Below are 24,460 nucleotides of genomic sequence, written 5' to 3'. Positions count from 1 at the left end.
TGCTGTAAAGATCTAAGTCAGCTTTTTTAGTATCTGTGCTTTAGAATTATAGTAATTGCAAGCTTCGGTTAGCTTTACTTATTAGACAAAGTTCGTAAATATTTATTGATACTGAAAACCTATCTTTGTAGTAATAAATTGAAGAAATCAAATGAAAGAAGACGAAAAAACGAATGATTTTTACGCCCGCTTAGAAGAACAACTAAAGGGTGATACAAAGTGGCCAGCACCTTATTTATTTAAGTTTATAGTACCTTCGGAGCTTGAAAAGATCGCAGAAATTGAATCCATTTTCGATAAAACTGACGCCGTTATTAATACAAGAGACTCATCAAAAGGCACTTATACAAGTATATCTATTAAAGTAACCATGGAATCGCCGAAGGCAGTTATTGAAAAATATCGTGAAGTTTCTACGGTTGAAGGCGTAATTTCCTTATAAATTTAGTATTTTGCGTACCGTATTACTCGCCCCGGCAAATACCTTAGATTCAGATCGACATCTGTTGTTCTTTCATAAGGTTGTTCCGAATTAAAGAATACTTCCTAATACTTACATTTTGATACAAGACATAGAATACAATACAGAACGACCTAAACTCATTATTCCCGAGTATGGACGTCATATGCAAAAAATGGTCGATCAGGCCGTTGCAACCGAAGATAGAGTTGAACGCAATAAAATAGCGAAAAGCATTATTGCCGTAATGGGAAATTTAAACCCCCACTTAAGAGATGTGCCGGATTTCCAGCCCATGCTTTGGGATCAGTTGTTTATTATTTCAGATTTTAAACTAGATGTTGACTCTCCTTTTCCAATTCCAACCCGTGAAGAATTAGCGGAACGCCCTGAACCTTTAGATTATCCACAGAATTTTCCAAAATATCGTTTCTACGGAAATAATATTAAACGAATGATTGATGTAGCTGTTGGATGGGAAGAAGGCGACAAAAAAGAAGGTTTAATTCTTACCATTGCCAATCATATGAAAAAATGTTTCCTTAATTGGAACAAAGATACGGTTGAAGATGACGTGATTTTTAATCATTTGTTTGAACTTTCAGATGGAAAAATAAACCTAAAAAATAGCGATGAAGACCTTTCTGATGCTTCAGCTTTACTAAAATCTAAAAAGCGCTACAGTAGTACTTCGAGCACTTCAGGAAAAAAGAATTACAAAAGCAATTCGAATCGAAATACAAACCGTAAGCGTTACTAAAATATCTGCCATAATTTATGGGAACTTTTCAAATTGAAGGTGGGCATAAACTAAAAGGATCTATCCGCCCCCAAGGAGCCAAAAACGAGGCTTTACAAATACTCTGTGCCGTTTTACTTACTTCGGAAGAAGTCATTATCGAGAATATTCCCGATATACGTGACGTCAATAAACTTATTGGAATTCTAGGCAACTTAGGCGTAAAAACCCAGAAACTAGGAAAAGGTAAGTATGCTTTTAAAGCAGATGACTTAAATCTAGAATACCTGGAATCTGAACTTTTCAAAGAGGAGGGAAGCTCACTTAGAGGTTCTATCATGATTGTTGGTCCTTTATTGTCTCGCTTCGGAAAAGGATATATACCAAGACCGGGTGGAGATAAAATTGGAAGACGTCGACTAGATACTCACTTTGAAGGGTTTATTAATCTTGGAGCTACTTTCAGATATAATAAAGAAGAACGTTTTTATGGGGTTGAAGCTCCTAACGGACTTACCGGCGCCTATATGCTATTGGATCAGGCTTCTGTAACGGGGACGGCCAATATTGTGATGGCTGCTGTTCTCGCTAAGGGAACTACTACCATTTATAATGCTGCATGTGAACCTTATTTGCAGCAACTTTGTAAAATGCTAAATTCCATGGGTGCCGATATAAAAGGTATTGGTTCTAACTTACTTGTTATTGAAGGAGTAAAGAAACTTGGTGGTTGTAAACATCGTGTGCTTCCGGATATGATCGAAATTGGAAGTTGGATTGGCTTGGCAGCTATGACACATAGTGAAATCACAATTAAAGATGTGAGTTGGGAAAATCTTGGACTTATCCCTGATACCTTTAGAAAACTAGGTATCACACTTGAAAAACGAGGTGATGATATTTATATTCCTGCACATGAATCTTATGAAATTCAAGGATATATCGACGGATCGATCTTAACAGTGGCGGATGCTCCTTGGCCCGGATTTACACCGGATCTATTGAGTATTGTATTAGTCGTTTGTACGCAGGCAAAGGGTAGTGTTTTGATACATCAAAAGATGTTTGAAAGCAGATTATTCTTCGTAGATAAACTCATCGATATGGGCGCAAAGATAATTTTATGTGATCCTCATCGTGCGACTGTAATAGGGCATAATTTTACGTCGGCCTTAAAAGCAACGACGATGGTGTCTCCAGATATTCGAGCAGGTATTTCTTTGTTGATTGCCGCTTTATCTGCTAAAGGAACCAGTATTATACATAATATCGAACAGATAGATCGAGGGTATGAGAATATTGATGAAAGATTAAGAGCTATTGGTGCGAAGATCACCCGAACGGAAAGCTAAACCAAAAAGATAAAAATTTACAAGCACCCTATATTTAATAAAGTATAGGGTGTTTTTTAATTATATAAGTACTTTATGAAACATCCTTCCCCAACTCTTCCTTCGAAGTAAGGGAATACTTTGTTACGTCTCCATTTGAGAGGAGATACAGAGGGATGTTATTGGGTGGTGGTGGTAAAGATTTATTAACTAAGAAACATTCCTATTCTTGTTAATTTCATCTTGTAGCTTCCTTCTTAATTGCTGCTCGTTTTCCAAAGTCTTTCTTCGGTGGGCGTCAAATTCACTTTCTGTCTCATCAAGTCTCAATTTGGCATCCTTTGTTACCGCATGACTATTTTTAAATTTATAAAATAAGAAAGCGAGTATTGCAAGTAAAACAAGTACAATAGACCACATAACGGTATTGTAAGTGGATTTTTGTGTAAGTATACCGATAAGTTCTATACCGTCTTCTTTCTCTTTGGAAACAGATAAATTATCCTGAGTAGTGGCGAGTGTTGCCTTAAGAGTAGAAATTTCAGTCTTTTGAGTATCAATTTCGGCGTATGCCGTTGTGATCGTATTTTCTAGAGCTGCAACAGAATCGAGGATGTTTTTTCTCAAGACATTAATCTTGGATTTCTTAATTACCTTAAATTCCTGATAGTTGTTCGATTTGTCAACAACATCGACAAATTGGTCTTCAATAGTGTTACCGTTTTCCTGTGAAAAAACGGATAGGGATGCACACATAAAAGTGATAAGTGCGAAAAATTTAAAATTCATTATAAGAGAGGTTAGGTCAATTCAAATAATTTAACACTACAAGAGTAGAAAAATTGTGTGAAACGACCCAAATTTACAAACAAATTTAGTTTTTTTTAACATCCATTAGTCTTCATTCCTACAGTAATTGAGAGCACCGGAGGGACATTTTTTAATTTGTGCAATAATTTTTTGTGAAGTAGCCGCATCTATATCGATCCAAGGTATGACAGTTGTTCGAAATACTTCAGATAAACCTTTGGCACATCGCTCGGCGTGAATGCATTTTTTTGGTTCGAAAGTTACTGTGATTTCACCATTGGTGAATTCGGTGGCAAGAATTTCCATAAGCTTACATTTTGGGGGTTATGTAATTGCTAATAAGGCAAATATATCGTTAAATATATATAAAAATACGATTAAACAATAATTTTTATAGGAAAAATCATACAATATGTTGAGAAACAGCTTCTTTGTATACTTTTAAGCAGCGTTCACGCGCCATTTTATGGTCGACTAATTGTTCGGGATATTGATCAGTTCCATACTCTGGAATCCACTTTTTGATATAGATATGGTCCTTATCAAACTTTTCAATTTGAGTGGTGGGATTAAAAATTCTAAAGTAAGGGGCTGCATCAACACCACTTCCGGCAGCCCATTGCCAATTCCCTACATTGCTGGCCTGCTCATAATCTAAAAGTTTTTCAGCAAAATAGGCCTCCCCCCAACGCCAATCTATTAATAAGTGTTTGCACAAAAAACTCGCAACCAACATTCGCACTCTATTGTGCATATATCCGCTTTTGTTTAATTCTCGCATACCGGCATCTACTAAAGGATATCCTGTTTTTCCAGACTTCCATTTTTCAAATTCCTTCTCATTATTCCGCCATTCGATCAGATCGTATTTTTTTCTGAAAGCATTATTTACTGTTTTCGGAAAGTGCCATAGAATTTGCATAAAGAATTCTCTCCAAATCAACTCTTGCCAAAAGATTTCATTCTTTTCTGAAATTGCTTTCCGTACGGCCTCACGAATGCTAATGGTGCCAAATCGTAGATGTGGACCAAGATGAGAGGTGCCTTCTACAGATGGGAAGTTTCGTGTGGCTTGATAGTTTTTAATCGTAGCTGGGGAGATATCAAAGTCGGGAACGCGAATATCACTTTTCTCAAAGCCGATATCTTCTAAAGTGAGAAACGGTAGTGACGTCCCTTTTAATAAATTGTCAAAATGCGATTTACAATCATAATTCTTTAAATCAACAGCTGTTTTAAATTGAGACTTCCAGGTTTTCATATAAGGCGTATAGACAACATATGGCGTTCCATCCGATTTTACAACCTCATCCTTTTCAAAAATAACCTGATCTTTATAGGTGTAAAATCCAATACCTTTGCTTTCAAGCAATGTTTGCACTTCGGAATCTCTCACGAGGGAGTAAGATTCGTAGTCATGATTTGTAATAACGTTCGCTATTGTATATTCTGAAGTGATTTGTTTAAATACGGCTTCAGGAGTGCCTTGATACACCGCAATGCCACTATCATGATCCTTTAATGACTGCTGCATCTTCTGAAGTCTTTCAGAAATAAATGAAACTCTAGGATCGTTTTTAGGTAGTTCATCAAGTATTTCAGAATCAAATATAAAGATGGGAAGTACTGGATGTTTTCCATGTAAAGCCTTGTAAAATCCACGATTGTCTTCCAATCTCAAATCTCTTCTGAACCAAAAAATATTTACTTTATTTGACAATTATTGAAGGTTTAAAGTTGATATTCCGCCATCTACGCCTAGTATTTGTCCGGTAATCCATGACGATTGATCAGTTAATAAGAATGTTGCCATTGCAGCAATGTCTTTCGCGGTCCCTACGCGTTTTAAAGGATGTCGGTCGCCCATTTTCACAATCTTATCCTCGTTGTTTAGTAATTTACTTGCGAGTGGTGTGTCGGTTAAGGATGGTGCGATAACGTTTACCCTAAAACTTGGTGCGTACTCTGCCGCCAATGCTTTCGCAAATCCTTCAATTGCTCCTTTGGAAGCGGCGATACTCGTATGAAAGGGCATTCCCGTTTTTACCGCCACAGTGCTAAAGAAAACCAAACTAGATGAACCGGCTGCTTTAAATTTTGGCAATAACTGTTGTATCACTTTTACAAGTGAAAAAAAATTGAGTTGCATATCTTCTTCAAAATTTTCCGGTCGCAACATTTTAAAAGGTTTCAAATTGATGGATCCCGGACAATAGACAAATCCATGAATTTCTTCAGGCAGTTCCAGATCCAAAATATTATCAGTTAGTGCGTCAAAAAAGTAATGAGTAATGCCCTCGGAAGGGTTTTCGTTGCTCCGGGATGCTATATGTACATTGTGTGAATCTTTCAGAAGATTGGCGATTTCATTGCCAATTCCGTAAGATCCTCCAATAAGAAGTATATTTTTTTTCATTGTCTAAAGTTTTCCGAAGCGATTTTCTAATGCGATTTGTCGATAGTTAAAAATCTCTTCCAGTTTCGGTTTTACTAAAAGAGGATGAAGCCATTGCCCTAAAAATCCAAAAGGAATTTTATAATGAATAAGATCTTCCATTTCAACTCCGCCTTCTACTTCATTGATAAAATGTTTGTGATGCCAAAGCGCGTAAGGACCAAATCGCTGCTCATCTACAAAATAGGATTTAGCCTTCACATGAGTGATTTCGGTAACCCATTTTGTTTTAATACCAAGCACCGGCGTAACTATATACTCGATAATCTGTCCGGCATACATTTCTTTTTCTGCTCCGGATTTGATATGAAATCCCATATAATCCGGGGTAATCACTTTCAAGTTTTTAGGATCTGAGAGAAACTCCCAGGCTTCGATTTTCGAAATTGGAATCCTCTGTTTTGTGTGAATCGTATAAATTTTCATATAAAAAGACTACTTTCTTTGCATAGTATTAGAAAGTCTTTTGTTTATACGAAGAAGGCGATAGGTTTCATTTTCTAGTTTTCGGACTCTATTACCTAACAATTTTTTTAGCAGCATTATCATTTCACTGTGGTTTTCAGTAAAAATAAAACTGTTTCACTGTTTTATCAAATGATTAAACAAAATATTAACAGTTTTCGTCGCAACATTGTTCGTCTTTAACAATTTTACAACTTAGAACTGCTAAGATGCACCCAATAATAGGTGCTGTGATATAGATCCATAAATGCTGAAGATTCCCCGAAACGACAGCCGGCGCGATAGATCTTGCTGGATTCATTGATGCTCCTGTGATAGGTCCGGCAAACATGGCCTCGAGTAAGACAATGCCTCCAATGGCAATACCGGCGATTACACCAATTTCTTTTGAACCGGTAGAAACATTGATGATGACCAGCATGAGAATGAAAGAAAGTACTATTTCGAAGACAAACACTTTAAATGCTCCAATGTGAGGAAGCGTAGTTCCCAGTAATTCATTTTCAGGAAAAAGAAAAAATAACAATCCGCTGGCAGCAAACCCTCCGATAATTTGAGCGACAATATATGCCGGAACTTCTTTCCATGGAAATTTTTTCGCGTAGGCAAAAGCAATGGTAACTGCCGGATTTATGTGCGCTCCGCTAATATCACCAAAAGCGTAAATCATACCCATAACGATCAATCCGAAAGTAACGGCAACTCCAGGATGAGTTACGGCACCATTTGTAAACTCATTGATAATAATGGCTCCTGTTCCGCAAAAAACGAGTGCAAAGGTACCAATGGCTTCGGCAATGTAACGTTTCAATTTATTTTATTAGTTATTTCACCATCTTTCAGAAGCTATTTAACTCATATTCTGACAAATAATGATAGTTATTGAGCACAAAGGTATGATAGTTTTTTGCAATCGAATTTAAGTTTTTGTTAACTATTAAAAAATAATGACTTTGTAACTTCGTGACCAGAATTAATACACCTAATAAAACCACGAATTATGAAAAAAGCATTCTTTTACTTAGCTCTTATTACTTTTACAATGGGAGGCTATGCGCAAATTAAAACTCCGGCTCCTAGTCCGTTTCAGAAAATTGAACAAACAGTTGGACTGACCGAAGTTACTCTGGAATATTCTCGTCCTGCTATGAGAGAGAGATCTATTTTTGGAGGATTAGTTCCTTATGGAAAATTATGGAGAACTGGTGCTAACAAAAACACAACTATTTCTTTTAGTGATGACGTAGAAATAGGAGGAAAAACTTTAAAAGCGGGTAAATACGCTGTATACACAAAGCCAAATGTGAAAAATTGGGAAGTGATCTTTTATAGTGACTCAGATAATGGGGGAACACCATCAACATGGGAAGAATCTAAAGTTGTTGCTTCGGTAACAGCACCAGTGTACCCACTACCAATGGATATCCAATCATTTACTATGAGTTTTGATGATCTTACAAACGATTCTGCTGTTTTGGGAATTATGTGGGAAAGAAGCTATGTTGGAGTTACAATTAAGTTTGGTACCGATAAAACGGTTTCTTCTTCGATCGATAAAGTGATGAATGGTCCAGATGCTGGCGATTACTATTCTGCAGCGGTCTACTATCTTGAATCAGGAAAAGATATTAATCAGGCAAAAACCTGGATCGACAAGGCTATATCAATGAGTGAAACTCCTAGATTTTGGCAATACAGACAACAATCTTTAATCTATGCGAAAGCAGGAGATAAGAAAGCTGCAATTAAAGCGGCAAACAAATCAATGGAAATGGCTAAAGAAGCTGGTAACGATGATTATGTTGCTCTAAACAAGAAGTCAATTGCTGTTTGGGAAGGACGTCCTGCAGCTGCAGATAAATAGAATACAATTTTTTATAAGAAGATCCTCTGTGTTTAGCACAGAGGATTTTTTTTTGCATCATTCTAAAAACCAATATTGAAATCCAGTCGAACGCGACTATTAGTTTCTGAAAAGCTTCCCACTGGAATTAGTTGATCCACATTAAAATAACGCAATTTCAAATTCATATTCGCATCAAGATTATATCCTGCACTTAATTCAAATCCTTTAAAATTTGTGAGTCTGCCGTCTGCCGAACCCTGAGATGAATAATCCCAACGCGCCCAATCATTCTGTGCGAAGAAATCGACAGCAGCATAGCGTTCTAGGTTAACATAAGTAAGTTGTACGGCCCAATCGTTTTTCTTTTTTAGTTTTCCAACGCTAATGCTTCCTACTAATCCCGTTTTTTGATCTTTTAATATCTTCGGAATAGAATCGTTTGCAGTATAATCTTCTAAATTTTGATAGTAATCTAAGCTAACAGAAGTACTTGGTTTTTTAAGCACTTCGACTGAAGTACCCGCGTGAAAAATAACATAATCGAGTGTCGTAGTTGCATTTCCGTCGGGAATATCCGGGATGTCATTAAAATAATAGATTGCCGGGTAGAGTTTTAATCGGTTGTCAAAATGTGAAGTTACCAACTGAAACCCTTCAAAGTAGCCGTCTGTATCGAGTCCGCCTCCATTGGCGTTTACTACAAAATGACCTCCATTTAGTTGTATCGATTCAACCACAGCATTGTCAAGTTTCCACTTTCCACGAATTGCGATACCTTCAGGAAAAACATTATCACTCCAGAATAATTCATTCTGTTTTTCGAATGGAAAGTTGTTTTTTCCGAGCCAGGCAGAAAACCAATCGTATTTAAATTGCGCATATATCTTTTCGAAAGCTATTGGCAGACTGTTAAATTCATCGCCAAGGGTAAGCTGCGGATCCTGCTGCTTCTTAGGATCACCAGTTCTAATTCTGGCGCCAAATGAGACCCATTCTTTAAATTGATAAGAAGCGCCAAATCGCGCTCTGTACCGAAGACGTGTTCTATCGTCCCGAAATGAACCATCCGATTTTCGGGAATCCCAATCCTGTTCGACGCGAAATCGGAAGTCTCCGCTCACCGATAATTTTGAAGCAATGCTGTCCTTTTGAGCGAACAGCATTAATGGGAAGAGCAGTGCTATTAAAGCATAAGTTCGTTTTTTCACTTAAAAATGGTTAGTTGATAAGCGTAATTGGTTCAATTTTGGTAGCGAACTAAAGACGCAACACTAAATTAAATATTTAATTTAAGATAAAGAAATTATTCTAAGAGCTCCTTCGGTTTATTCGGAGGAAAAACCACTTGTAACACCATAGCAATCCCCATAACGATTGCACAACCGGCTAGATTCAGCCATAAGTAGGGCATAAGGTCTATCCACCAGATATAGATAATTATCACCTGTGTAATAAGTGCGGCAATAAAAACAGCCCTTCCCGAGACAAATTTTATAAAGAACGCTAACAGGAATATCCCGAGTACATTTCCATAGAAAATAGAACCAATTATATTCACCAACTGAATTAAATTATCAAATAAATTCGCCACGCAGGCAACGCCAATCGCCATTACACCCCATAAAAGTGTAAACCATTTGGAAGCATTCATATAATGTTTTGGAGACTTCTCATGCACATTTCTGCGATAGAGATCCATAGCGGTGGTTGAACCAAGAGCATTCAATTCAGATGCTGTAGATGACATGGCAGCACTTAAAATTACTGCTAACAAAAGCCCAATTAACCCACGAGGTAGATTGTTAAGGATAAAATGTATAAAGACGTAATCCTTGTCGTTGGTTTCAGCATCGGGATTTGCTTTTTTAATAAGAGCTCTTGATTGTTCTCTTAAATTATCTTCGGAAGTGTTTAAGGCTGAAATTTCTGCCAAGAGTGTTTCCTTTTCTTCGGAAGCTTCCGAACGAGCATAGGCAATTTGTTTGGTTTTTAGATCCTTTTCGAGGACACGTTTTTCATCCGAAAGCGCTTGGTAATCTGAAGCATATTCCGAAGCCATCACAACCTTAACGGAAGAAGGGTTAAAATGCAAAGGCGAGCTGTTGAATTGATAAAAAACGAAAACCATTACCCCCACTAACAGTATAAAGAACTGCATAGGGATTTTTAAGACCCCGTTAAATATTAGACCTCTCTGACTCTCCTTAACAGATTTTCCTGAGAGATAGCGTTGCACCTGACTCTGGTCAGTACCGAAATAGGAGAGGGCTAGAAAAGTACCTCCAATAATTCCACTCCAAAAAGTATATCGGTTTTCAAAATCGAATGAAAAGTCTAAAATATCCATCTTTCCATTAGCTCCGGCGATTTCCAAAGCCTTACTAAAAGTAATATCGAGTGGAAGATAATTGAGGATCATTAAAAAGGCGAAAATCATTCCCGCGAAAATCACACCCATCTGTTGCTTTTGCGTTACGCTTACAGCTTTGGTACCACCACTTACCGTGTAAATTATAACGAGAACACCAATTATTATATTTAGGTAGATTAAATTCCAACCCAGCACAGCTGAAAGGATAATGGAAGGTGCGAAAATCGTAATTCCGGCTGCAAGCCCTCTTTGAATTAGAAATAGTATAGCAGTTAAAGTTCTGGTTTTAAGATCGAAACGGGTTTCCAGATATTCGTAAGCTGTAAAAACCTGAAGGCGATGATAAATAGGGATAAAAACCAAACAAATAACCACCATTGCGATTGGAAGTCCGAAATAGAATTGCACAAATCCCATCCCGTCATGAAATGCTTGTCCGGGTGTGGAAAGAAATGTAATTGCACTAGCCTGAGTTGCCATCACACTAAGACCGATAGTCCACCAACGCGATTCGTTCCCGCCCTTTAGGTAATCGGTTACATTTTTACTTCCACGTGATTTATAGGTTCCGTAAACAACAATAAAGAAGAGCGTTCCAATGAGGATAATCCAATCAATTTTCCCCATATTAAGAGTAACGCTGCATTAAAAAATAGAACAAAACAATATAAGCCGCATTCAATAATAACACTACCGTAAAGCTCCGTTTCCAGACAAATTTTTCTATTATAATCTCTTTTTTTGTAGTGTTTTTCATTCGGTTAGTTATTATTTAAAGGTTCAGAGTTTAGAATCAACAAATTACTTTTATTTTCCAATAGAAAGCAGATTTGCAAATAATCTATATGCACCGGGCACTCCCGCTGGCAGTTCTCTGAAAAAACTTAGCCCTGTATAAATATAATGTCCTTTTCCGTAATTGGCAACTAAAAGGGAACCTTTGGTTTGCGACGCACCTTTGTCGTGCATTCCTAGTATTGGTGTAAATTCGCTCGCCCATTCTTCTGGGAAATACAGCCCACGTTCCTGTACCCATCCATCAAAATCGCTTTGAGTAATCTTATTCGGAAAGTTAATAACCGGATTTTTAGGATCTAGGATCTTTACTTCGGAATGTTCGTCGGTAACACGATCCCTGGAAAGCTTAAGAGTATAAGGCGCTAAGTCATCAGTTACCAAACGATGGCTGGTATTGTACTGAAGCAGAAGTGTTCCGCCATTTTCTACATAATTGTTTAGTGTAGTTTGTGTAAAAGCTAACTCCGGTACTGTATTGTAAGCCCGAATTCCTACAACTACCGCGTCAAATTGTTTTAAATAAGTTTCGGTAATTTCTGAAGGTAAAATCGTGGTGACTTTATATCCAATTTGCTTCAGACTTTCAGGAATTGCATCTCCTGCTCCGTCGATATACCCAATGTTCTCTCCTTTTTTCTGAATATTAAGCCGTACTACTTTCGCTTCCGAAGGCAATAAAACAGACTGATATGGAATATGGTCATAATCGATGGTGATTAACTCCTTGTCATAGGCTTTATCACCAATATTAACCATCGGTTTTAATTCCCCTTCACTCTGATTGGAAGGCGGCTGAACTGTAAAGAAAAGTGTTTGTTCTTCACCCAATCGTTGAAGGCTAAAAGTATGCTGCTCGGGTGTTACGACCCATCCTTGAGGATGTTGTAATGTAACTGTTCCTGTAATATTGTCTCTTCCGGCTCTTATCTTAACAGGAATTTGCTTGGCTTCACTAGTCGCGAAAATGAGTACTTTTTCGGGGATTGAAGATGTTACTTCCGGCAAAACTTCAAAAGGACGGTATACTTCCCCTTTTACAGGATCATTAAATTTGTAAACTATGTTCCTAACAATTGTTATTTCTGTATCATTTATACTCAAATTGAAATTGATAGGAAATTGAAAATCTACTTCAGGAAGTCCAATAAAAGCCGGATTATCAACTTTGTACATACCTAAGGTTCCTTTTTCATTTAACCAATATGGCGTGCTGTAAGTATTAGCAGAGAAAGTTCCTTCTACACTCTCCATAGATACATTTTTATTGTTCGTTAGTGGAGTAGCGACTAATTGAGCAGGAAAAGTAATAATAGGGGAACTTATTGAATTTAGTTTTATATCGGAATTTGATCGATTAATTGCTTCTACAGTAACTTTAATACTTCCTTTAGGGGTACTGCTTTGCGCATCGGCAACAGCCTCGAGATAAAGCCCGGCACAATCGGAAATAAGTTGGATAATTTCCTTGCTCTTTAATTGTTTCCAGTTACTTTCAGGAAGTGTTTCTATGAGTTTGTATGCTTTGACAAGTTGAGGGATGCTTTTTGAAGGATCTTCAAAATCAAAGGTTTTTTCAGCTTCTTCCAGAATTACACCAATGGCAGCACCGCCTTCCAATCTTGACCAAGTAGTATTTATTCCGAAGAAAAGATCATTATTTTTAGGAAAATCACCTTTCAGAAATTCCATATATTCAGAATCGGAGCCTCTGGAACCAGTACTTCCGAAGCCTTGTGATTTATGCATGGAACGACTTAAAGAAGCAATTTCACCATTTGAAAGTCCGAGGCTAGGGTAGTAGTTCCCCGTTTCAACAGTGATCAAATTAGATTTGTCGGCTTTTTCAAATTTTTCCCGACTTCCATAAAACCACCATGAAGTATTAAATAGCAATCGTTTTGGTTGCCATACGCCAAATTCAGAAGCTGTTTCGGGATATTTACCAGCATTACCCACTAAATCAAAAGCTTCAAAACTTAGCATCGCAGAAGATGTATGATGTCCATGGGTACTTCCCGGGCTTCGATGGTCAAAGCGATTGACGATAACATCGGGCTTAAATTTTCTGATAGCCCGTACTACATCACCTAACACTTCTTTTTCATTCCAGATAGCTAGTGTTTCATCAGGATGTTTCGAATAGCCAAAATCGTTTGCACGTGTAAAAAGCTGTTGTCCTCCATCGGTTCTTCTGGCAGCGAGCAATTCCTGGGTGCGAATAACACCTAATAGTTCCCTGATTTCAGGTCCTACAAGATTCTGACCACCATCACCTCTTGTGAGGGAAAGGTAGGCAGTATTGGCTTTTACATCGTTCGCCAGATAAGAAATTAGCCTTGTATTCTCGTCATCCGGATGTGCGGCAACATAAAGGGCAGAACCTAGAAAGTTGAGCTTTTCCAGCTTTGCATAAATTTCTGAAGCCGTTGGCTTAGAAGGTTTTTGAGCATTTAATAACTGAGTTGATAGTACAAGTAAAAAGCTTGCAAAAAGAAATTTACGCATGAAAATTTTTTTGTTATTTCAGAAAAGTAAATATACCCAAAAAGGAAAATTACTCTAGTCTATTGAATGATGTTTAACATTTTCGATTTCTTCCTCTTCGGAAATGTATTCGGCAATATCATCAGGCTTTATTACAGTGACGCCTTTTTGAAGCATTAAACTGTTAGGATAAGTGATAATCTCGTCGTCTTTAGTTCTCAAAATTAAATGAAAAGTTTTGATATCCTCAATCATCCCTTCGTATGGAAACTCTTTGTCATGGATTTTAATATAATCGCCAATCTTATATGGAAAGGTGAAAAACATGATCACACCACTGGTAATATTACAAAGTATAGACCATTGGGCAAAAAGCGCAATCCCTATCACGGCAAAAACTGAGGACATAAGTACACCAATATTCTTTACATCCACTCCCCAAATAAAAATAGCCCCTAAAATTATTAGAAAAATGACTGCGAAATCAATATGCTTTATAATTAGGCCTATTCGATGCTCAACACGTTCCGATTTTTTTGCAAAACGTCTTAAAAGTTGGATAAAAATCAATCTTAATATCAAACATACTGCAATAAGAATTGCAGAGTATATTAGTTGAGATGAATAATTTTGTACAAACATAGATGTTATTTTAATCCCAGCGAATCCCGTAAGTTACGATCGATCGATCGGTTTTTAGTCCAATAAGCCGATTTAATGCGTTTTAATTTGATAGCTGTCGTAGTAAGCGCTTCGGCGTTTGGCCCAAATCCGCTTTTTGAAGTTTCTTCCCATTTTTCTATTTCATAAGGAAAATCACTACTAAAATAAATGCTGAGATTGCGCTCCAATTCTGGGATTTCGATTTTGTAAATACTAAGAGAATCTCCTTGTTTTAGACTTAGGACGGCGGGATACGCTTTAATTTCTTTATGCCCCAGGCGTAGAAATTCGAAGGACGGTATTATTGACACGTTGCCAGTTGGCAATTCTTCCGGATTAAGGCGTATACGATTCCAAAGGTCATTTTCCAACCAGGTTTGTGGAAGTGAAATTGATTGATCGGCCTCCCCTTCAAAATACGAATGCGCTTTAATTTCAAACTCTTTTTTAGTGTTTAATTGAAGATAGCTTTGTCCACACCATTCTTGTACGGAAGTGCTAATTTTTATGGCGTTTTGATCTGTATTAACAGGACTGAAAGTGCTGCTCATAATAGAATACGGATAAATTCCGGTGACAAAATTTTTGGTTAGGTTTAATTTAAGAACAGCTGTGTTTTCTGAAGATACGGCATTTGCTTTTACCTGTTCCTTCGGAAGAAAGTCTTCTGTTACATAAATGGAAACGGCGGTGCCTTCATGAATCTCACCGTAACGAGCTTGTTGAAGTTGGTAGGAAGTTATTTCTGCTTCTCCTTGATACCAGTAATTTTTAAAGGCTTCGGAAAGATTTCTCTTTTTTTCGTTGTCTTTGGTACTTTGCGGCTTCTGATTACTTTCAGGGATAAGATTGTGTTCAGATTCCTTGCAGCTTATCGATACTACTGAAGCAGCCAAAATAAATGAGATGATAATAAATAAACGCGTCATTTTCCGAAGAATTTTATGCAAAATTAGAAGAAAATTAACGATCGGCAATCTCCATTAACGTTTTATATACAAGTCTGGTGGGAAGTCCCATCACATTAAAATAAGATCCTTCTAATCGGTCAATACCAATATACCCAATCCATTCCTGAATACCATAGCTTCCAGCCTTATCGTAAGGCTTGTAATGCGTTAAATAGTAATCGATTTCGGCTTTGGTAAGTTCTTTAAACCACACCTTGGTAGTGTCGTTGATCGTTTCCTGAAAGTTTTTGCCAGTAAATACTACCGAGGTAATTACTTCATGGAAATCTCCACTAAGATTATGTAGCATTTTCTCCGCTTCCTCTCTGTTTTCAGGTTTTCCTATGGCTTCTCCATTTTTCCAAACGATAGTGTCACTAGTAATAAGAATGTCGTTTTCTGCTAGATCCTGAAAGGCACAGGCTTTTAATTTTGCCAGATAATCTGTAATTTCTGAACCGTTTTGTAAATGCTTCGGAAAAATTTCTTCGACCTCCCTCACCTCAATACTAAAGTCTAAATCTAGCTCTTTAAAAAAATCCTGCCTTCTGGGTGAGCCGGAAGCAAGGATGATTTTGTAGTTTTTTAGTTTTTCTCGTAGCATAGTTGATTTTTAAAGTTTCAGAGTTTCAGATTAGCAAAGATTCAAAGTTTTTTCCCTGGAATTCCAGCACCCAGCACCCAGCACCCAGCACCCAGCTTCCATCTCCCAACTTCCAGCACCCAGCACCCAGCTTCCATCTCCCAACTTCCAGCACATTATTTCAAAACTACCATTGGATATAATAAAATAGAACAGATGCCAGTGAACATAATAATTTTCAGAAAAAAGGACAAAAACGCAAACTCTTTTTTAGATTCTGCACTCCATGCTTTTATGCAAAAATAGAGTAAAGGTCCGACCACAAGAAATAGAAAATACAATATTATATATTGTGTGTTATAAAGCACGACATACATATACCCTACAACGCTAAAAACCATAAGTACACCTAAACAAAACACTACAAAAGCAGCTCTTTTTCTACCTATAGCTATGGGTAAGGTGTTCATACCGCCATTTTTATCACCATTAATATCTTCAATATCTTTTACGATCTCGCGAATCAAATTAATCATAAAAGCAAAGAAAGCGTAATGCAGAAGGATTTTCATAGCCTTTAGTTGCATGTTCATTTGATCAGTATTAATTGCCGGAATTATATCAAAAACCCCTACGATTAGGATACTGAGAGCTACCAGCACCGACACCAAAATATTTCCAATTAGAAGGATTCCCTTTAAGTATGAGGCGTATAAATAAAGCAGGGCAGAGCAAATAATAAATATGGACGCCATACCCGGTTTTCCGAGCGTATTTGCTAGATAAAAACCAATTCCGACGCCAAGTATGTTGAGGATTAAAAAAATGCGGTTCGCAGCCGTTTCTGAAACTTTCCTACCGACTATTAATTTTTCAGGCTTATTAATCTTATCAATTTCAATATCATAAATATCATTTATCACATTTCCTGCAGCAGCGATACATAAAGTAGCGATAACAAGAAGTGCAAATTGAAAATTGTTCATCGCCAACTGGATATCCAATGACTCAAATAGCCCATATTTTATAAAAACCTGAACTAAGGCAATAATAAAAAGGTTTTGAAACCGAATAAGTTTGAGGAAGTTCAAATTATTTCTTTGAAAATATTAAAAGTTTTACCTATTTCTGAACACTGAACACTGAACACTGAACACTGAACACTGAATCAGTCGTATTTAGCACTTGTTTTCTCGTTTGCCAGCCATTTACCTTGCACTTTAAGTACTTGTTCTATAACTTCTCTCACACAACCTTTCCCACCTTTTTTATGTGAGATATATTTTGAGACATCCTTGATTTCGGGAACAGCGTCTTGCGGACAGCAAGGTAGTCCCACTTCCTGCATTACATACAGATCCGGGATATCATCGCCCATATACAGCACGTTTTCTCGCTTTATTCCTTTTTCTGAAAGGTAATTGTTTAAGGTTTCAGTTTTATGATGGGCACCAAGGTAAATATCTTTAATGCCAAGTCCTTCGAGGCGTTTTTGCACACCTGTGTTGCTTCCTCCGGAGATAATACAGACATTAAATCCACGATCAACAGCAGTTTTTAAGGCAAAACCGTCTTTTATATTCATGGTACGCAACATTTCTCCTTCGGTAGTAACAGTTATAGTACCATCGGTAAGCACGCCGTCCACATCAAATACAAAGCTGGTGATATGTTGTAGGTATTCTTTATAACTCTTTTCTTGTGTCATCTTCGGTCTCTGTTTTATATTTTTCTACAATAGCCTTGGTTAGCTCTTTATAAAGTTGCGAATACGGTCCGTCTTCCAACAAATGTAAGTGTTTTTCTATAGTGTTTTTATCATTTCTCTTTGCCGGTCCTGTTTGTACTTCGGAAGGCGGTAAAGATTGTATTTTGGCTGCAGTTTCAGCGATTAACGGTTTTAATAAGTCGAATGAAATGTTGTTATCTAGCAGATAGTCATGGCTGATGCTGTAAATATGATTCACAAAATTATTAACGAAAACCGCTGCTAAATGTAGTTTAGCTCTTTCTTCGGAATTGATCTCTACCACAGTTTCAGACAAAGTAGAAGCTAGGGACTTTAAGATTGCCAAGTCTGAAGCATTTTCAGTCTCTAAACAAAAGGGAATTTCTTTGAAACTCACATTTCTGTTTTTTGAAAAAGTTTGAAGCGGATAAAAAACGCCTCTTCTGTTCTTTTCTGAAAGTGCATTCATAGCAACGCTTCCAGAGGTATGAACCACCAATTTATTTTTGAAAGGTAGCGTTTCAGAAAAATGAGCTATTGCATCATCAGGAATAGCGATGATATAGACATCGGCATCTTCAATTTCTGAAAGTTTATGGGTCGTTGGAATCGATTTTAATTCCGAAGCTAAAGTAATTGAATTTCTGCTATATATCTGATTTACAGAAACATGATCTATTTTGTGTAAAGCACTACATAAATGAAACCCTACATTGCCAAACCCCATAAATATAATACGTGTCATAAAGCGAAGGTAAAAACTTTTTTAATGGTTTTAGCGAAAGATCTTGTGATTCCTGATTTCAATTTCACCTTCAGATTCTAAACTTTTAAAGGCTCTAATAACAGTTTCAACTCTTAAACCGGTAAGATCTGCAATTTGCTGTCGGGTTAGTTCTACTTTATACATAGTTTCATCACCGTATTGCTTTTTTAGAAAGTCAACCAGCGTTAAAATCCGATGTTCTGGTGGATGTACTGAAATCTCCTTCATAATCATCGATTTGTATTTTAATCTTTTCGCCAAAGTCTCGGTAACTTTCAAATGGAGGTTAAAGTTACTTTTAAGAAGCTCCATTAATTTGGCTTTAGGCAATCTGTAAATTTTTGAACTACCTAATGTTATTGCAGTTGCGGGGTACTTAAAATCACCAAATAATGGCGGTTCGCCGAAACTTTCACCAGTAAAAAACATGCCTTGTAAAAATTCTTTTCCGTTTTCACTAAGGTTAAACATCTTGACTTCCCCGGCTTTGATTTGAAAATAAAAATCGGCTCTTCGTTTTTCCGAAAAGATTAATTCATTCTCCCCGTATTGGAGGCATTCGGCACCATAGGTTTCAAGTAAATTTTCAGGAATCATTCAATTATGATTTGCCTCATAAGTGGGGCGGTTATTAGATAGTTACTTTGTAGTAAAATTAAATAAATCTATTATGAAAGCACCAGTCGTACAACATTTAATTGATGAATTTGATTATAATCGATATATGTATATCCCATTAACCATCATTTTCCAGAGTTGCTTGGGGTCTATCGCTGCCATGTTGGTTTTGTCTAAAGGAACCACTTTACAAAGTGGAATAGAACTCTTTTTTAGCGTCGCTACCTGCATGATGTATAATGCTGCTCTTTTAGCACAATTTAAATCGAAACCAACGTTTTGGTTATTAGTGGTAAGTTTGTTTGTAAATACACTATTAATTATTATTAATCTGATCTAATTTGAAGCATAAAAAAGACATTGTAAACCGTGATGATATATTTTTATTGGTCACCACTTTTTATGGAAAAGTTCAAAAAGATGAACTCTTGGGACCTGTTTTCAATTCGGTAATCAAGGACTGGCCAAAGCATTTCGAACACTTAACCGATTTTTGGGAGTCTAATTTATTCTTTGAGAAAAAATATCATGGTAATCCTATGCAAAAGCACGCCGAGGTGGATAAACATACGGGGAATAAGATCAATGAAATGCATTTTGGTGTATGGCTCAACTTATGGTATGCTACTCTGGATGAACTCTTCGAGGGCGAAGTCACTCAGATTGCTAAAAATAGAGCCAGAAATATGGGCACTTTTTTACATTTAAAGATTTTTGAAGCACGAAAATTAAGGGAGTAAAAGATCTAAAATTTGACATCATTTTAGGGGGGAATTATAAAGCTAAATGTCTAAATTTGCACCCAAAATTCGCTATAATGCAAAATAAAATAGCATCCATTCTCTTTTCTACCCGACTTACCTCAATATTATTCCTGGTTTTTGCAGCTGCCATGGCGGTTGGAACCTTTTTAGATGTTGGGCATCAAAATGCTCCATCTGCTTATACAAAAGCACTTATTTATAATGCTTGGTGGTTTGAGGCGATTATGTTATTGTTTGTAATCAATTTCGTCGGAAATATTTTTAGGTTCAGACTTTATAGAAAGGAAAAATGGACCACGCTTCTGTTACATGCATCCTTTATTTTAATATTGATTGGAGCCGGAGTGACACGCTATATAGGTTTTGAAGGAGTCATGCACATTAGAGAAGGAGAAACCGAAAACACCATTCTTACACAAGAAACCTATTTAACTGCCTTTATCGATGGTGATTATATGGTAAATGGGGTTGCGCAAAGACGACTTATAGCACCTAAAGAGTTGTTATTGTCTGAACGGTTGAATACTAATTTCAGCATTTCTTCAGATTATAATGATGAACCTGTTTCCATCGCATTTAATAAATTCATTAAAGGGGCTAAGGAAGGTTTAATGCCTTCTGAAACTGGAGATGATTACCTCAAGATTGTAGAAGCGGGCGATGGTTCGCGACATGATCATTATATGAAAAAAGGAGAAGTGTCTAACATTCACAATATACTTTTTGCCTTCAATAAGCCTACAGCAGGTGCAATTAATATTGAGTATAATGAAGATGGGACTTATACAATCGCTTCGCCTTTTGAAGGAGAATATATGCGAATGGCAGATCAGATGAAGGGAGAAGTACTCAAAGATTCGGTACAACCATTAATGCTGCGATCGCTATATCAAATGGCAGGGATGTCGTTTGTAATTCCGGAGCCTGTGACCAAAGGGAAATTTGGGATTGTTAAAGCAGACGAAAGTGATAATTCTATACAGGATGCGTTATTTGTTGATGTAACGGCTGCCGGTGAAACTCAAACCGTAGAGCTGTTAGGAGGGAAGGGGACAACTCCAAATCCTAAAGAAGTGCAATTAGTTAATCTTAAAGTATATCTCAGTTTTGGGTCCAAACAACTGGATTTACCTTTTAGTATTACTCTTAATGATTTTATAGCTGATAAATATCCAGGAACAGAAAAAGGCTATTCTGCGTTTAAAAGTAGAGTGACAGTGAACGATTCTATTAAAGGAACAAAGGAAGAAGAAATTTTCATGAACCATGTTTTGGATAAGGATGGATATCGATTCTTTCAATCCGGTTTTGATCCAGATGAAAAGGGAACCATCTTATCGGTAAATCATGATTTCTGGGGAACCTGGATCACTTATATCGGTTATTTTTTACTGTATTTAGGACTAATGGCTATCTTATTCGATAGGGGATCACGATTTGGGCATTTGGAAAGAATGCTTGAAAAAATCAAAAGAAAGAAAAAACAAGGTTTGACTATTCTAACCTTGTTAATCAGCCTATCTGGTTTCGCTCAGCACGAAGGTCATACACAGTTAATGTTCGAAAAAGGCGTTGCCGATTCTATTATTAAGGCAAATGTTGTTTCAAAGGAGCACGCTTCAGACTTTGCAAAATTGATTATTCAGGATAACGGCCGAATGAAGCCGGTAAATACATTTGCCAGTGAATTACTTCGGAAAGTAAGTAGAAAGAATAGCTATGAAGGTCTCGATGCGAATCAGGTGTTTATATCTATGATCGAATTCCCGAGATTATGGTCTCAAGTACCGTTAATTGCTTTAAAACGAGGAAATGATAGTATACGGCATATCGCCGGAGTGCCGGATGGGACTAAACAGTTAGCGCTATTAGATCTTTTCGATGAAAAAGGTAATTATAAATTAGAGCCTTATCTGGAAGATGCCACTAATAAAGCAAACCCGAATCAATTTGAGAAGGATTTTGTAAAAGCACATGAAAATTATTATTTGTTGAATCAGGCGCTTAGCGGAGGAATTTTGAAAATATTTCCATTGGCGAATGATCCTAATAATCGATGGATATCCTTTCCTGAACTTGATGAAATTAATTATAAAGGAATGGATTCCACCGTTGTGAGAAGCATCCTTCCTGTTTATTTTCAAATGTTACGAACCGCACGTGAAACGGGAGATTATTCTCAAGCGGATGAAGTCCTTATCGGTATTAAGAAGTTTCAGAAAAAATATGGAGGAGATGTACTTCCTTCCGAAGGAAAAATAAAGGCGGAAATTGTATATAATAAGGTTGATATTTTTAACCGACTATATAAATATTTTGCCCTCTTTGGTGCGCTGATGTTCGTGTTTATTATTTTTCAAATATTTAAAGAAGGGAAGGCGATCAATATTTTAGTGAAGCTTTGTAAATATGTGATCTGGTCATTTTTTATAATGATGACGCTGGGTCTTATTGCTCGTTGGTACATAAGTGGCCACGCACCCTGGAGTGATGCTTACGAATCTGTGATATACGTGGGATGGGCAACAGTGTTTTTCGGACTTGCCTTTGGACGTAAGAGTGATCTTACCATTGCTTCAACGGCATTTGTCGCTGCTATTATTTTGTGGGTGGCTCATGAAAATTGGCTGGACCCTGCAATCGCTAATCTACAGCCTGTTTTGGATAGTTATTGGTTAATGATTCATGTCGCTGTTATTGTTGCAAGCTACGGGCCATTTACTTTGGGAATGGTCTTAGGAATCACATCGCTATTGTTAATGATTTTTACCACAAAGGGTAATTTGAAAAAGATGGACATCAATATTAAAGAACTATCGATTATTACAGAAATGGCACTTACTGTAGGTCTGGTAATGCTTACTATTGGTAATTTCTTGGGCGGTCAATGGGCAAATGAAAGTTGGGGTAGATATTGGGGATGGGATCCTAAAGAGACATGGGCACTAATTAGTATTATGATTTATGCCTTTGTAATCCATGCGAGATTGGTTCCTGGTTTAAGAGGCAAATGGATTTTTAATGTGTTTGCTATTTTTGCTTATGCTTCCATTATGATGACCTATTTTGGCGTTAATTTTTATCTAAGTGGATTGCATTCATATGCAAGTGGAGATGCGCCTGCCACGCCTACGTTTGTTTGGTATATTGTACTGTTTGCAGTGATTTTGACCTTGGTCTCGTACTTCAGATATAAAAAATACTACATAAAAAAAGGATAAGTTTAGTAAAACTTATCCTTTCGGCTAATTTAGTTGGGGAAAATTGGGGATAATAATTACTGCTTTCTAAGCAGGTTTGTGGGGATTAGTTATAAATATAATCAGGTTGCGTTTCTACCATTCTAACGTCTTCCTGTATCTGGTTACTCACCTCTAGTTTATTGTAAAGTTCTTTTGTAAGAAATTCAATTTCAATTTCTGTAGTCTTTAATTTTCGAGCAATCTTAGCGTTGTCTTTTCCTTCAGAAATATATTGTAATAGCTTAATTTCAAGTCCGTCAAGATCGTATTGCATGATTAGATTCTCTAAGTAAATATCCTGCATTATTTTTTCAGTATTCGTTCTGTTAATTACTTCCTGACGCTTTAAAAAGATGCGCATTTCAGTTTGACGTATTAAGTGTTCTTCTTTAATTGCTCGCATTCTATACATAATAGCATAGGTTATTATCAGCATTTCTGCCAGTGTAGCAACTTTTAAGTGAAAACTTTTCGTTGCTAAAAAGTTGATTCCCATTTTGCTAAGAACAAAGTAGTCCACAGCGAATAAAAGAGGAATGCTGAATGCAATTACATAGAATTTAGCGTAATTCTTTTTGCTGAACAGTAACATTCCGGTGGTAAAATATACTGCCGAAACGCTAATTAAGATAGTGTTTGCTAAACCTGTATAGAAATTGGTTTCAGAAATCCATCCTGAAAATACCATCATAGATGCCAGTAATATAAGACCGGACGTAAACCATTTTAATTTAGGAGCAAATTCCTGTAGAGTAAGATAATGCGTGGCAAATGCAGCTCCAATTCCCGTCGCCACTAATAAAAATGTAGATTGAAGGGCTGCAGTGTTGGCGATCTCACCAATTCCTATTACTTGGAGTAAAGAATCACTCTGTAAAAAGGTAAAAGTAAGCGCTGTAAGTGTAAGCGAATAAAACAAAAATATTTTTTCTTCAAACAATAAGAAACATATTAAATTTAAAAACACAACCATTATTGTAAAACCATAGAATAGCCCTTTATTAAATGAGGCATTTGTCAAAGCTAAAGTGCTTTCAGCTTCTTGGTTATGGATAATTTCCTTGTTTCCTTCTGAATGGTTTGTGCTAATAGCAACCTTATTCTTTGGAAGAACAGGAGCTGTTTCTACAATCATTATTTCGTCTTTCTTTTTTTCTGAAAATGATTCATTTTGTAGAAGAAAAGGCGCTTTGATGATGGAATTGATATCGTCTTTAACGACCGTTTCTTTTTTTGTGGTTGAAGTCTCTATTTTAATTGGTAAGGCTTTTGAAGCCAGAACTGTTGAGCTTAAACATAAGAGCAAAGCCACTAAAAAACACAAAGCCGGGGGTAATTTTTGTGATCTCATATAAATAGGTTAAATTAATTTGGGTATTCAAATAT

At 36.8% G+C, this 24,460-nt stretch carries 24 protein-coding genes; 7 read left to right on the top strand and 17 right to left on the bottom strand.

Translation table 11 applies throughout. The features are described from left to right. Positions 1-151 precede the first annotated feature (151 nt). The 3 genes from BXY75_RS07135 (at position 152) to murA (ending at position 2,551) form a co-directional block, all read left to right on the top strand. Positions 152-442, top strand: a complete 291-nt coding sequence (locus BXY75_RS07135) for a DUF493 family protein (RefSeq protein ID WP_121907025.1) — start codon at positions 152-154, stop codon at positions 440-442. Between the two features lie 118 nt (positions 443-560). After that, on the top strand, positions 561-1,220 hold the full coding sequence (locus tag BXY75_RS07130; RefSeq protein WP_121907024.1) for a DUF4290 domain-containing protein: 660 nt from the start codon (positions 561-563) through the stop codon (positions 1,218-1,220). Between the two features lie 17 nt (positions 1,221-1,237). Beyond that, positions 1,238-2,551 (top strand): UDP-N-acetylglucosamine 1-carboxyvinyltransferase, encoded by a 1,314-nt coding sequence (gene murA / locus BXY75_RS07125; RefSeq protein ID WP_121907023.1) that lies wholly within the window; start codon positions 1,238-1,240, stop codon positions 2,549-2,551. Positions 2,552-2,740: 189 nt separating this feature from the next. Here the strand turns inward: murA and BXY75_RS07120 are convergent, their stop codons facing one another. The 6 genes from BXY75_RS07120 to BXY75_RS07095 all read right to left on the bottom strand — a co-directional run bounded on the left by BXY75_RS07120 (position 2,741) and on the right by BXY75_RS07095 (position 7,071). Then, positions 2,741-3,319 carry a hypothetical protein gene (locus tag BXY75_RS07120; RefSeq protein ID WP_121907022.1) on the bottom strand — a complete coding sequence of 193 codons (579 nt, stop codon included), beginning with the start codon at positions 3,317-3,319 and terminating at the stop codon, positions 2,741-2,743. Positions 3,320-3,424: 105 nt separating this feature from the next. Next, complete coding sequence (locus BXY75_RS07115; protein WP_121907021.1) at positions 3,425-3,646, bottom strand: (4Fe-4S)-binding protein; 222 nt, start codon at positions 3,644-3,646, stop codon at positions 3,425-3,427. Between the two features lie 97 nt (positions 3,647-3,743). Next, positions 3,744-5,060, bottom strand: a complete 1,317-nt coding sequence (locus BXY75_RS07110) for a cryptochrome/photolyase family protein (RefSeq protein WP_121907020.1) — start codon at positions 5,058-5,060, stop codon at positions 3,744-3,746. After that, positions 5,061-5,756 (bottom strand): SDR family NAD(P)-dependent oxidoreductase, encoded by a 696-nt coding sequence (locus BXY75_RS07105; protein ID WP_121907019.1) that lies wholly within the window; start codon positions 5,754-5,756, stop codon positions 5,061-5,063. Positions 5,757-5,759: 3 nt separating this feature from the next. Continuing rightward, positions 5,760-6,221, bottom strand: a complete 462-nt coding sequence (locus BXY75_RS07100; protein WP_121907018.1) for an SRPBCC family protein — start codon at positions 6,219-6,221, stop codon at positions 5,760-5,762. A 187-nt stretch (positions 6,222-6,408) separates the two neighbouring features. Beyond that, complete coding sequence (locus tag BXY75_RS07095) at positions 6,409-7,071, bottom strand: MIP/aquaporin family protein (RefSeq protein ID WP_121907017.1); 663 nt, start codon at positions 7,069-7,071, stop codon at positions 6,409-6,411. A gap of 189 nt (positions 7,072-7,260) precedes the next feature. Between BXY75_RS07095 and BXY75_RS07090 the strand changes: the two genes are divergently transcribed. Next, positions 7,261-8,124, top strand: coding sequence for a DUF2911 domain-containing protein (locus tag BXY75_RS07090; protein WP_121907016.1), 864 nt, complete (start codon positions 7,261-7,263; stop codon positions 8,122-8,124). 62 nt (positions 8,125-8,186) lie between these two features. On the opposite strand, the gene BXY75_RS07085 is transcribed toward BXY75_RS07090, so the two are convergent. The 10 genes from BXY75_RS07085 to BXY75_RS07040 all read right to left on the bottom strand — a co-directional run bounded on the left by BXY75_RS07085 (position 8,187) and on the right by BXY75_RS07040 (position 19,047). Next, positions 8,187-9,314 (bottom strand): putative porin, encoded by a 1,128-nt coding sequence (locus BXY75_RS07085; protein ID WP_147437248.1) that lies wholly within the window; start codon positions 9,312-9,314, stop codon positions 8,187-8,189. Positions 9,315-9,409: 95 nt separating this feature from the next. After that, on the bottom strand, positions 9,410-11,104 hold the full coding sequence (locus BXY75_RS07080) for a sodium:solute symporter (RefSeq protein WP_121907014.1): 1,695 nt from the start codon (positions 11,102-11,104) through the stop codon (positions 9,410-9,412). Between the two features lie 180 nt (positions 11,105-11,284). Continuing rightward, entirely contained in the window at positions 11,285-13,780 is a 2,496-nt protein-coding gene (locus BXY75_RS07075; protein ID WP_121907013.1) for a PIG-L family deacetylase, read from the bottom strand. Positions 13,781-13,834: 54 nt separating this feature from the next. Then, positions 13,835-14,401 (bottom strand): mechanosensitive ion channel domain-containing protein, encoded by a 567-nt coding sequence (locus tag BXY75_RS07070; protein WP_121907012.1) that lies wholly within the window; start codon positions 14,399-14,401, stop codon positions 13,835-13,837. A gap of 5 nt (positions 14,402-14,406) precedes the next feature. Next, positions 14,407-15,351 carry a septum formation inhibitor Maf gene (locus tag BXY75_RS07065; RefSeq protein WP_121907011.1) on the bottom strand — a complete coding sequence of 315 codons (945 nt, stop codon included), beginning with the start codon at positions 15,349-15,351 and terminating at the stop codon, positions 14,407-14,409. 34 nt (positions 15,352-15,385) lie between these two features. Continuing rightward, a complete protein-coding gene (locus BXY75_RS07060) occupies positions 15,386-15,976 on the bottom strand; it encodes a Maf family nucleotide pyrophosphatase (RefSeq protein WP_121907010.1) in 591 nt (196 codons plus the stop codon). 155 nt (positions 15,977-16,131) lie between these two features. Beyond that, positions 16,132-17,046: a geranylgeranylglycerol-phosphate geranylgeranyltransferase gene (locus BXY75_RS07055; RefSeq protein ID WP_121907009.1), complete on the bottom strand. Its 915-nt coding sequence runs from the start codon at positions 17,044-17,046 to the stop codon at positions 16,132-16,134. Between the two features lie 77 nt (positions 17,047-17,123). After that, positions 17,124-17,663, bottom strand: a complete 540-nt coding sequence (locus BXY75_RS07050; protein ID WP_121907008.1) for a KdsC family phosphatase — start codon at positions 17,661-17,663, stop codon at positions 17,124-17,126. Then, positions 17,641-18,429 carry a Rossmann-like and DUF2520 domain-containing protein gene (locus tag BXY75_RS07045; RefSeq protein ID WP_121907007.1) on the bottom strand — a complete coding sequence of 263 codons (789 nt, stop codon included), beginning with the start codon at positions 18,427-18,429 and terminating at the stop codon, positions 17,641-17,643. Before BXY75_RS07045 ends, BXY75_RS07050 begins: the two co-directional genes overlap by 23 nt. A gap of 30 nt (positions 18,430-18,459) precedes the next feature. Further along, a complete protein-coding gene (locus BXY75_RS07040; RefSeq protein ID WP_121907006.1) occupies positions 18,460-19,047 on the bottom strand; it encodes a Crp/Fnr family transcriptional regulator in 588 nt (195 codons plus the stop codon). 73 nt (positions 19,048-19,120) lie between these two features. Between BXY75_RS07040 and BXY75_RS07035 the strand changes: the two genes are divergently transcribed. The 3 genes from BXY75_RS07035 to ccsA all read left to right on the top strand — a co-directional run bounded on the left by BXY75_RS07035 (position 19,121) and on the right by ccsA (position 23,053). After that, positions 19,121-19,408, top strand: coding sequence for a hypothetical protein (locus tag BXY75_RS07035; RefSeq protein WP_245962936.1), 288 nt, complete (start codon positions 19,121-19,123; stop codon positions 19,406-19,408). Position 19,409: 1 nt separating this feature from the next. Next, positions 19,410-19,808: a group III truncated hemoglobin gene (locus BXY75_RS07030; protein ID WP_121907005.1), complete on the top strand. Its 399-nt coding sequence runs from the start codon at positions 19,410-19,412 to the stop codon at positions 19,806-19,808. 77 nt (positions 19,809-19,885) lie between these two features. Further along, on the top strand, positions 19,886-23,053 hold the full coding sequence (ccsA, locus tag BXY75_RS07025) for a cytochrome c biogenesis protein CcsA (RefSeq protein ID WP_121907004.1): 3,168 nt from the start codon (positions 19,886-19,888) through the stop codon (positions 23,051-23,053). Positions 23,054-23,138: 85 nt separating this feature from the next. Here the strand turns inward: ccsA and BXY75_RS07020 are convergent, their stop codons facing one another. Further along, positions 23,139-24,425 (bottom strand): 7TM diverse intracellular signaling domain-containing protein, encoded by a 1,287-nt coding sequence (locus tag BXY75_RS07020; protein WP_121907003.1) that lies wholly within the window; start codon positions 24,423-24,425, stop codon positions 23,139-23,141. Positions 24,426-24,460: the final 35 nt, after the last annotated feature.

The sequence above is a fragment of the Ulvibacter antarcticus genome, assembly GCF_003688405.1.
Lineage (GTDB): Bacteria > Bacteroidota > Bacteroidia > Flavobacteriales > Flavobacteriaceae > Ulvibacter > Ulvibacter antarcticus.
Note: the sequence above shows the minus strand (reverse complement) of the source record. Positions and strands in the feature narration are given on the sequence as shown.

Coding starts and splice junctions, on each gene's coding strand:
- BXY75_RS07135 (WP_121907025.1), top strand. CDS start 152: ATGAAAGAAGACGAAAAAACGAATGATTTTTACGCCCGCTTAGAAGAA.
- murA (WP_121907023.1), top strand. CDS start 1,238: ATGGGAACTTTTCAAATTGAAGGTGGGCATAAACTAAAAGGATCTATC.
- BXY75_RS07120 (WP_121907022.1), bottom strand. CDS start 3,319: ATGAATTTTAAATTTTTCGCACTTATCACTTTTATGTGTGCATCCCTA.
- BXY75_RS07115 (WP_121907021.1), bottom strand. CDS start 3,646: ATGGAAATTCTTGCCACCGAATTCACCAATGGTGAAATCACAGTAACT.
- BXY75_RS07105 (WP_121907019.1), bottom strand. CDS start 5,756: ATGAAAAAAAATATACTTCTTATTGGAGGATCTTACGGAATTGGCAAT.
- BXY75_RS07100 (WP_121907018.1), bottom strand. CDS start 6,221: ATGAAAATTTATACGATTCACACAAAACAGAGGATTCCAATTTCGAAA.
- BXY75_RS07090 (WP_121907016.1), top strand. CDS start 7,261: ATGAAAAAAGCATTCTTTTACTTAGCTCTTATTACTTTTACAATGGGA.
- BXY75_RS07080 (WP_121907014.1), bottom strand. CDS start 11,104: ATGGGGAAAATTGATTGGATTATCCTCATTGGAACGCTCTTCTTTATT.
- BXY75_RS07075 (WP_121907013.1), bottom strand. CDS start 13,780: ATGCGTAAATTTCTTTTTGCAAGCTTTTTACTTGTACTATCAACTCAG.
- BXY75_RS07070 (WP_121907012.1), bottom strand. CDS start 14,401: ATGTTTGTACAAAATTATTCATCTCAACTAATATACTCTGCAATTCTT.
- BXY75_RS07065 (WP_121907011.1), bottom strand. CDS start 15,351: ATGACGCGTTTATTTATTATCATCTCATTTATTTTGGCTGCTTCAGTA.
- BXY75_RS07060 (WP_121907010.1), bottom strand. CDS start 15,976: ATGCTACGAGAAAAACTAAAAAACTACAAAATCATCCTTGCTTCCGGC.
- BXY75_RS07050 (WP_121907008.1), bottom strand. CDS start 17,663: ATGACACAAGAAAAGAGTTATAAAGAATACCTACAACATATCACCAGC.
- BXY75_RS07045 (WP_121907007.1), bottom strand. CDS start 18,429: ATGACACGTATTATATTTATGGGGTTTGGCAATGTAGGGTTTCATTTA.
- BXY75_RS07040 (WP_121907006.1), bottom strand. CDS start 19,047: ATGATTCCTGAAAATTTACTTGAAACCTATGGTGCCGAATGCCTCCAA.
- BXY75_RS07035 (WP_245962936.1), top strand. CDS start 19,121: ATGAAAGCACCAGTCGTACAACATTTAATTGATGAATTTGATTATAAT.
- ccsA (WP_121907004.1), top strand. CDS start 19,886: ATGCAAAATAAAATAGCATCCATTCTCTTTTCTACCCGACTTACCTCA.
- BXY75_RS07020 (WP_121907003.1), bottom strand. CDS start 24,425: ATGAGATCACAAAAATTACCCCCGGCTTTGTGTTTTTTAGTGGCTTTG.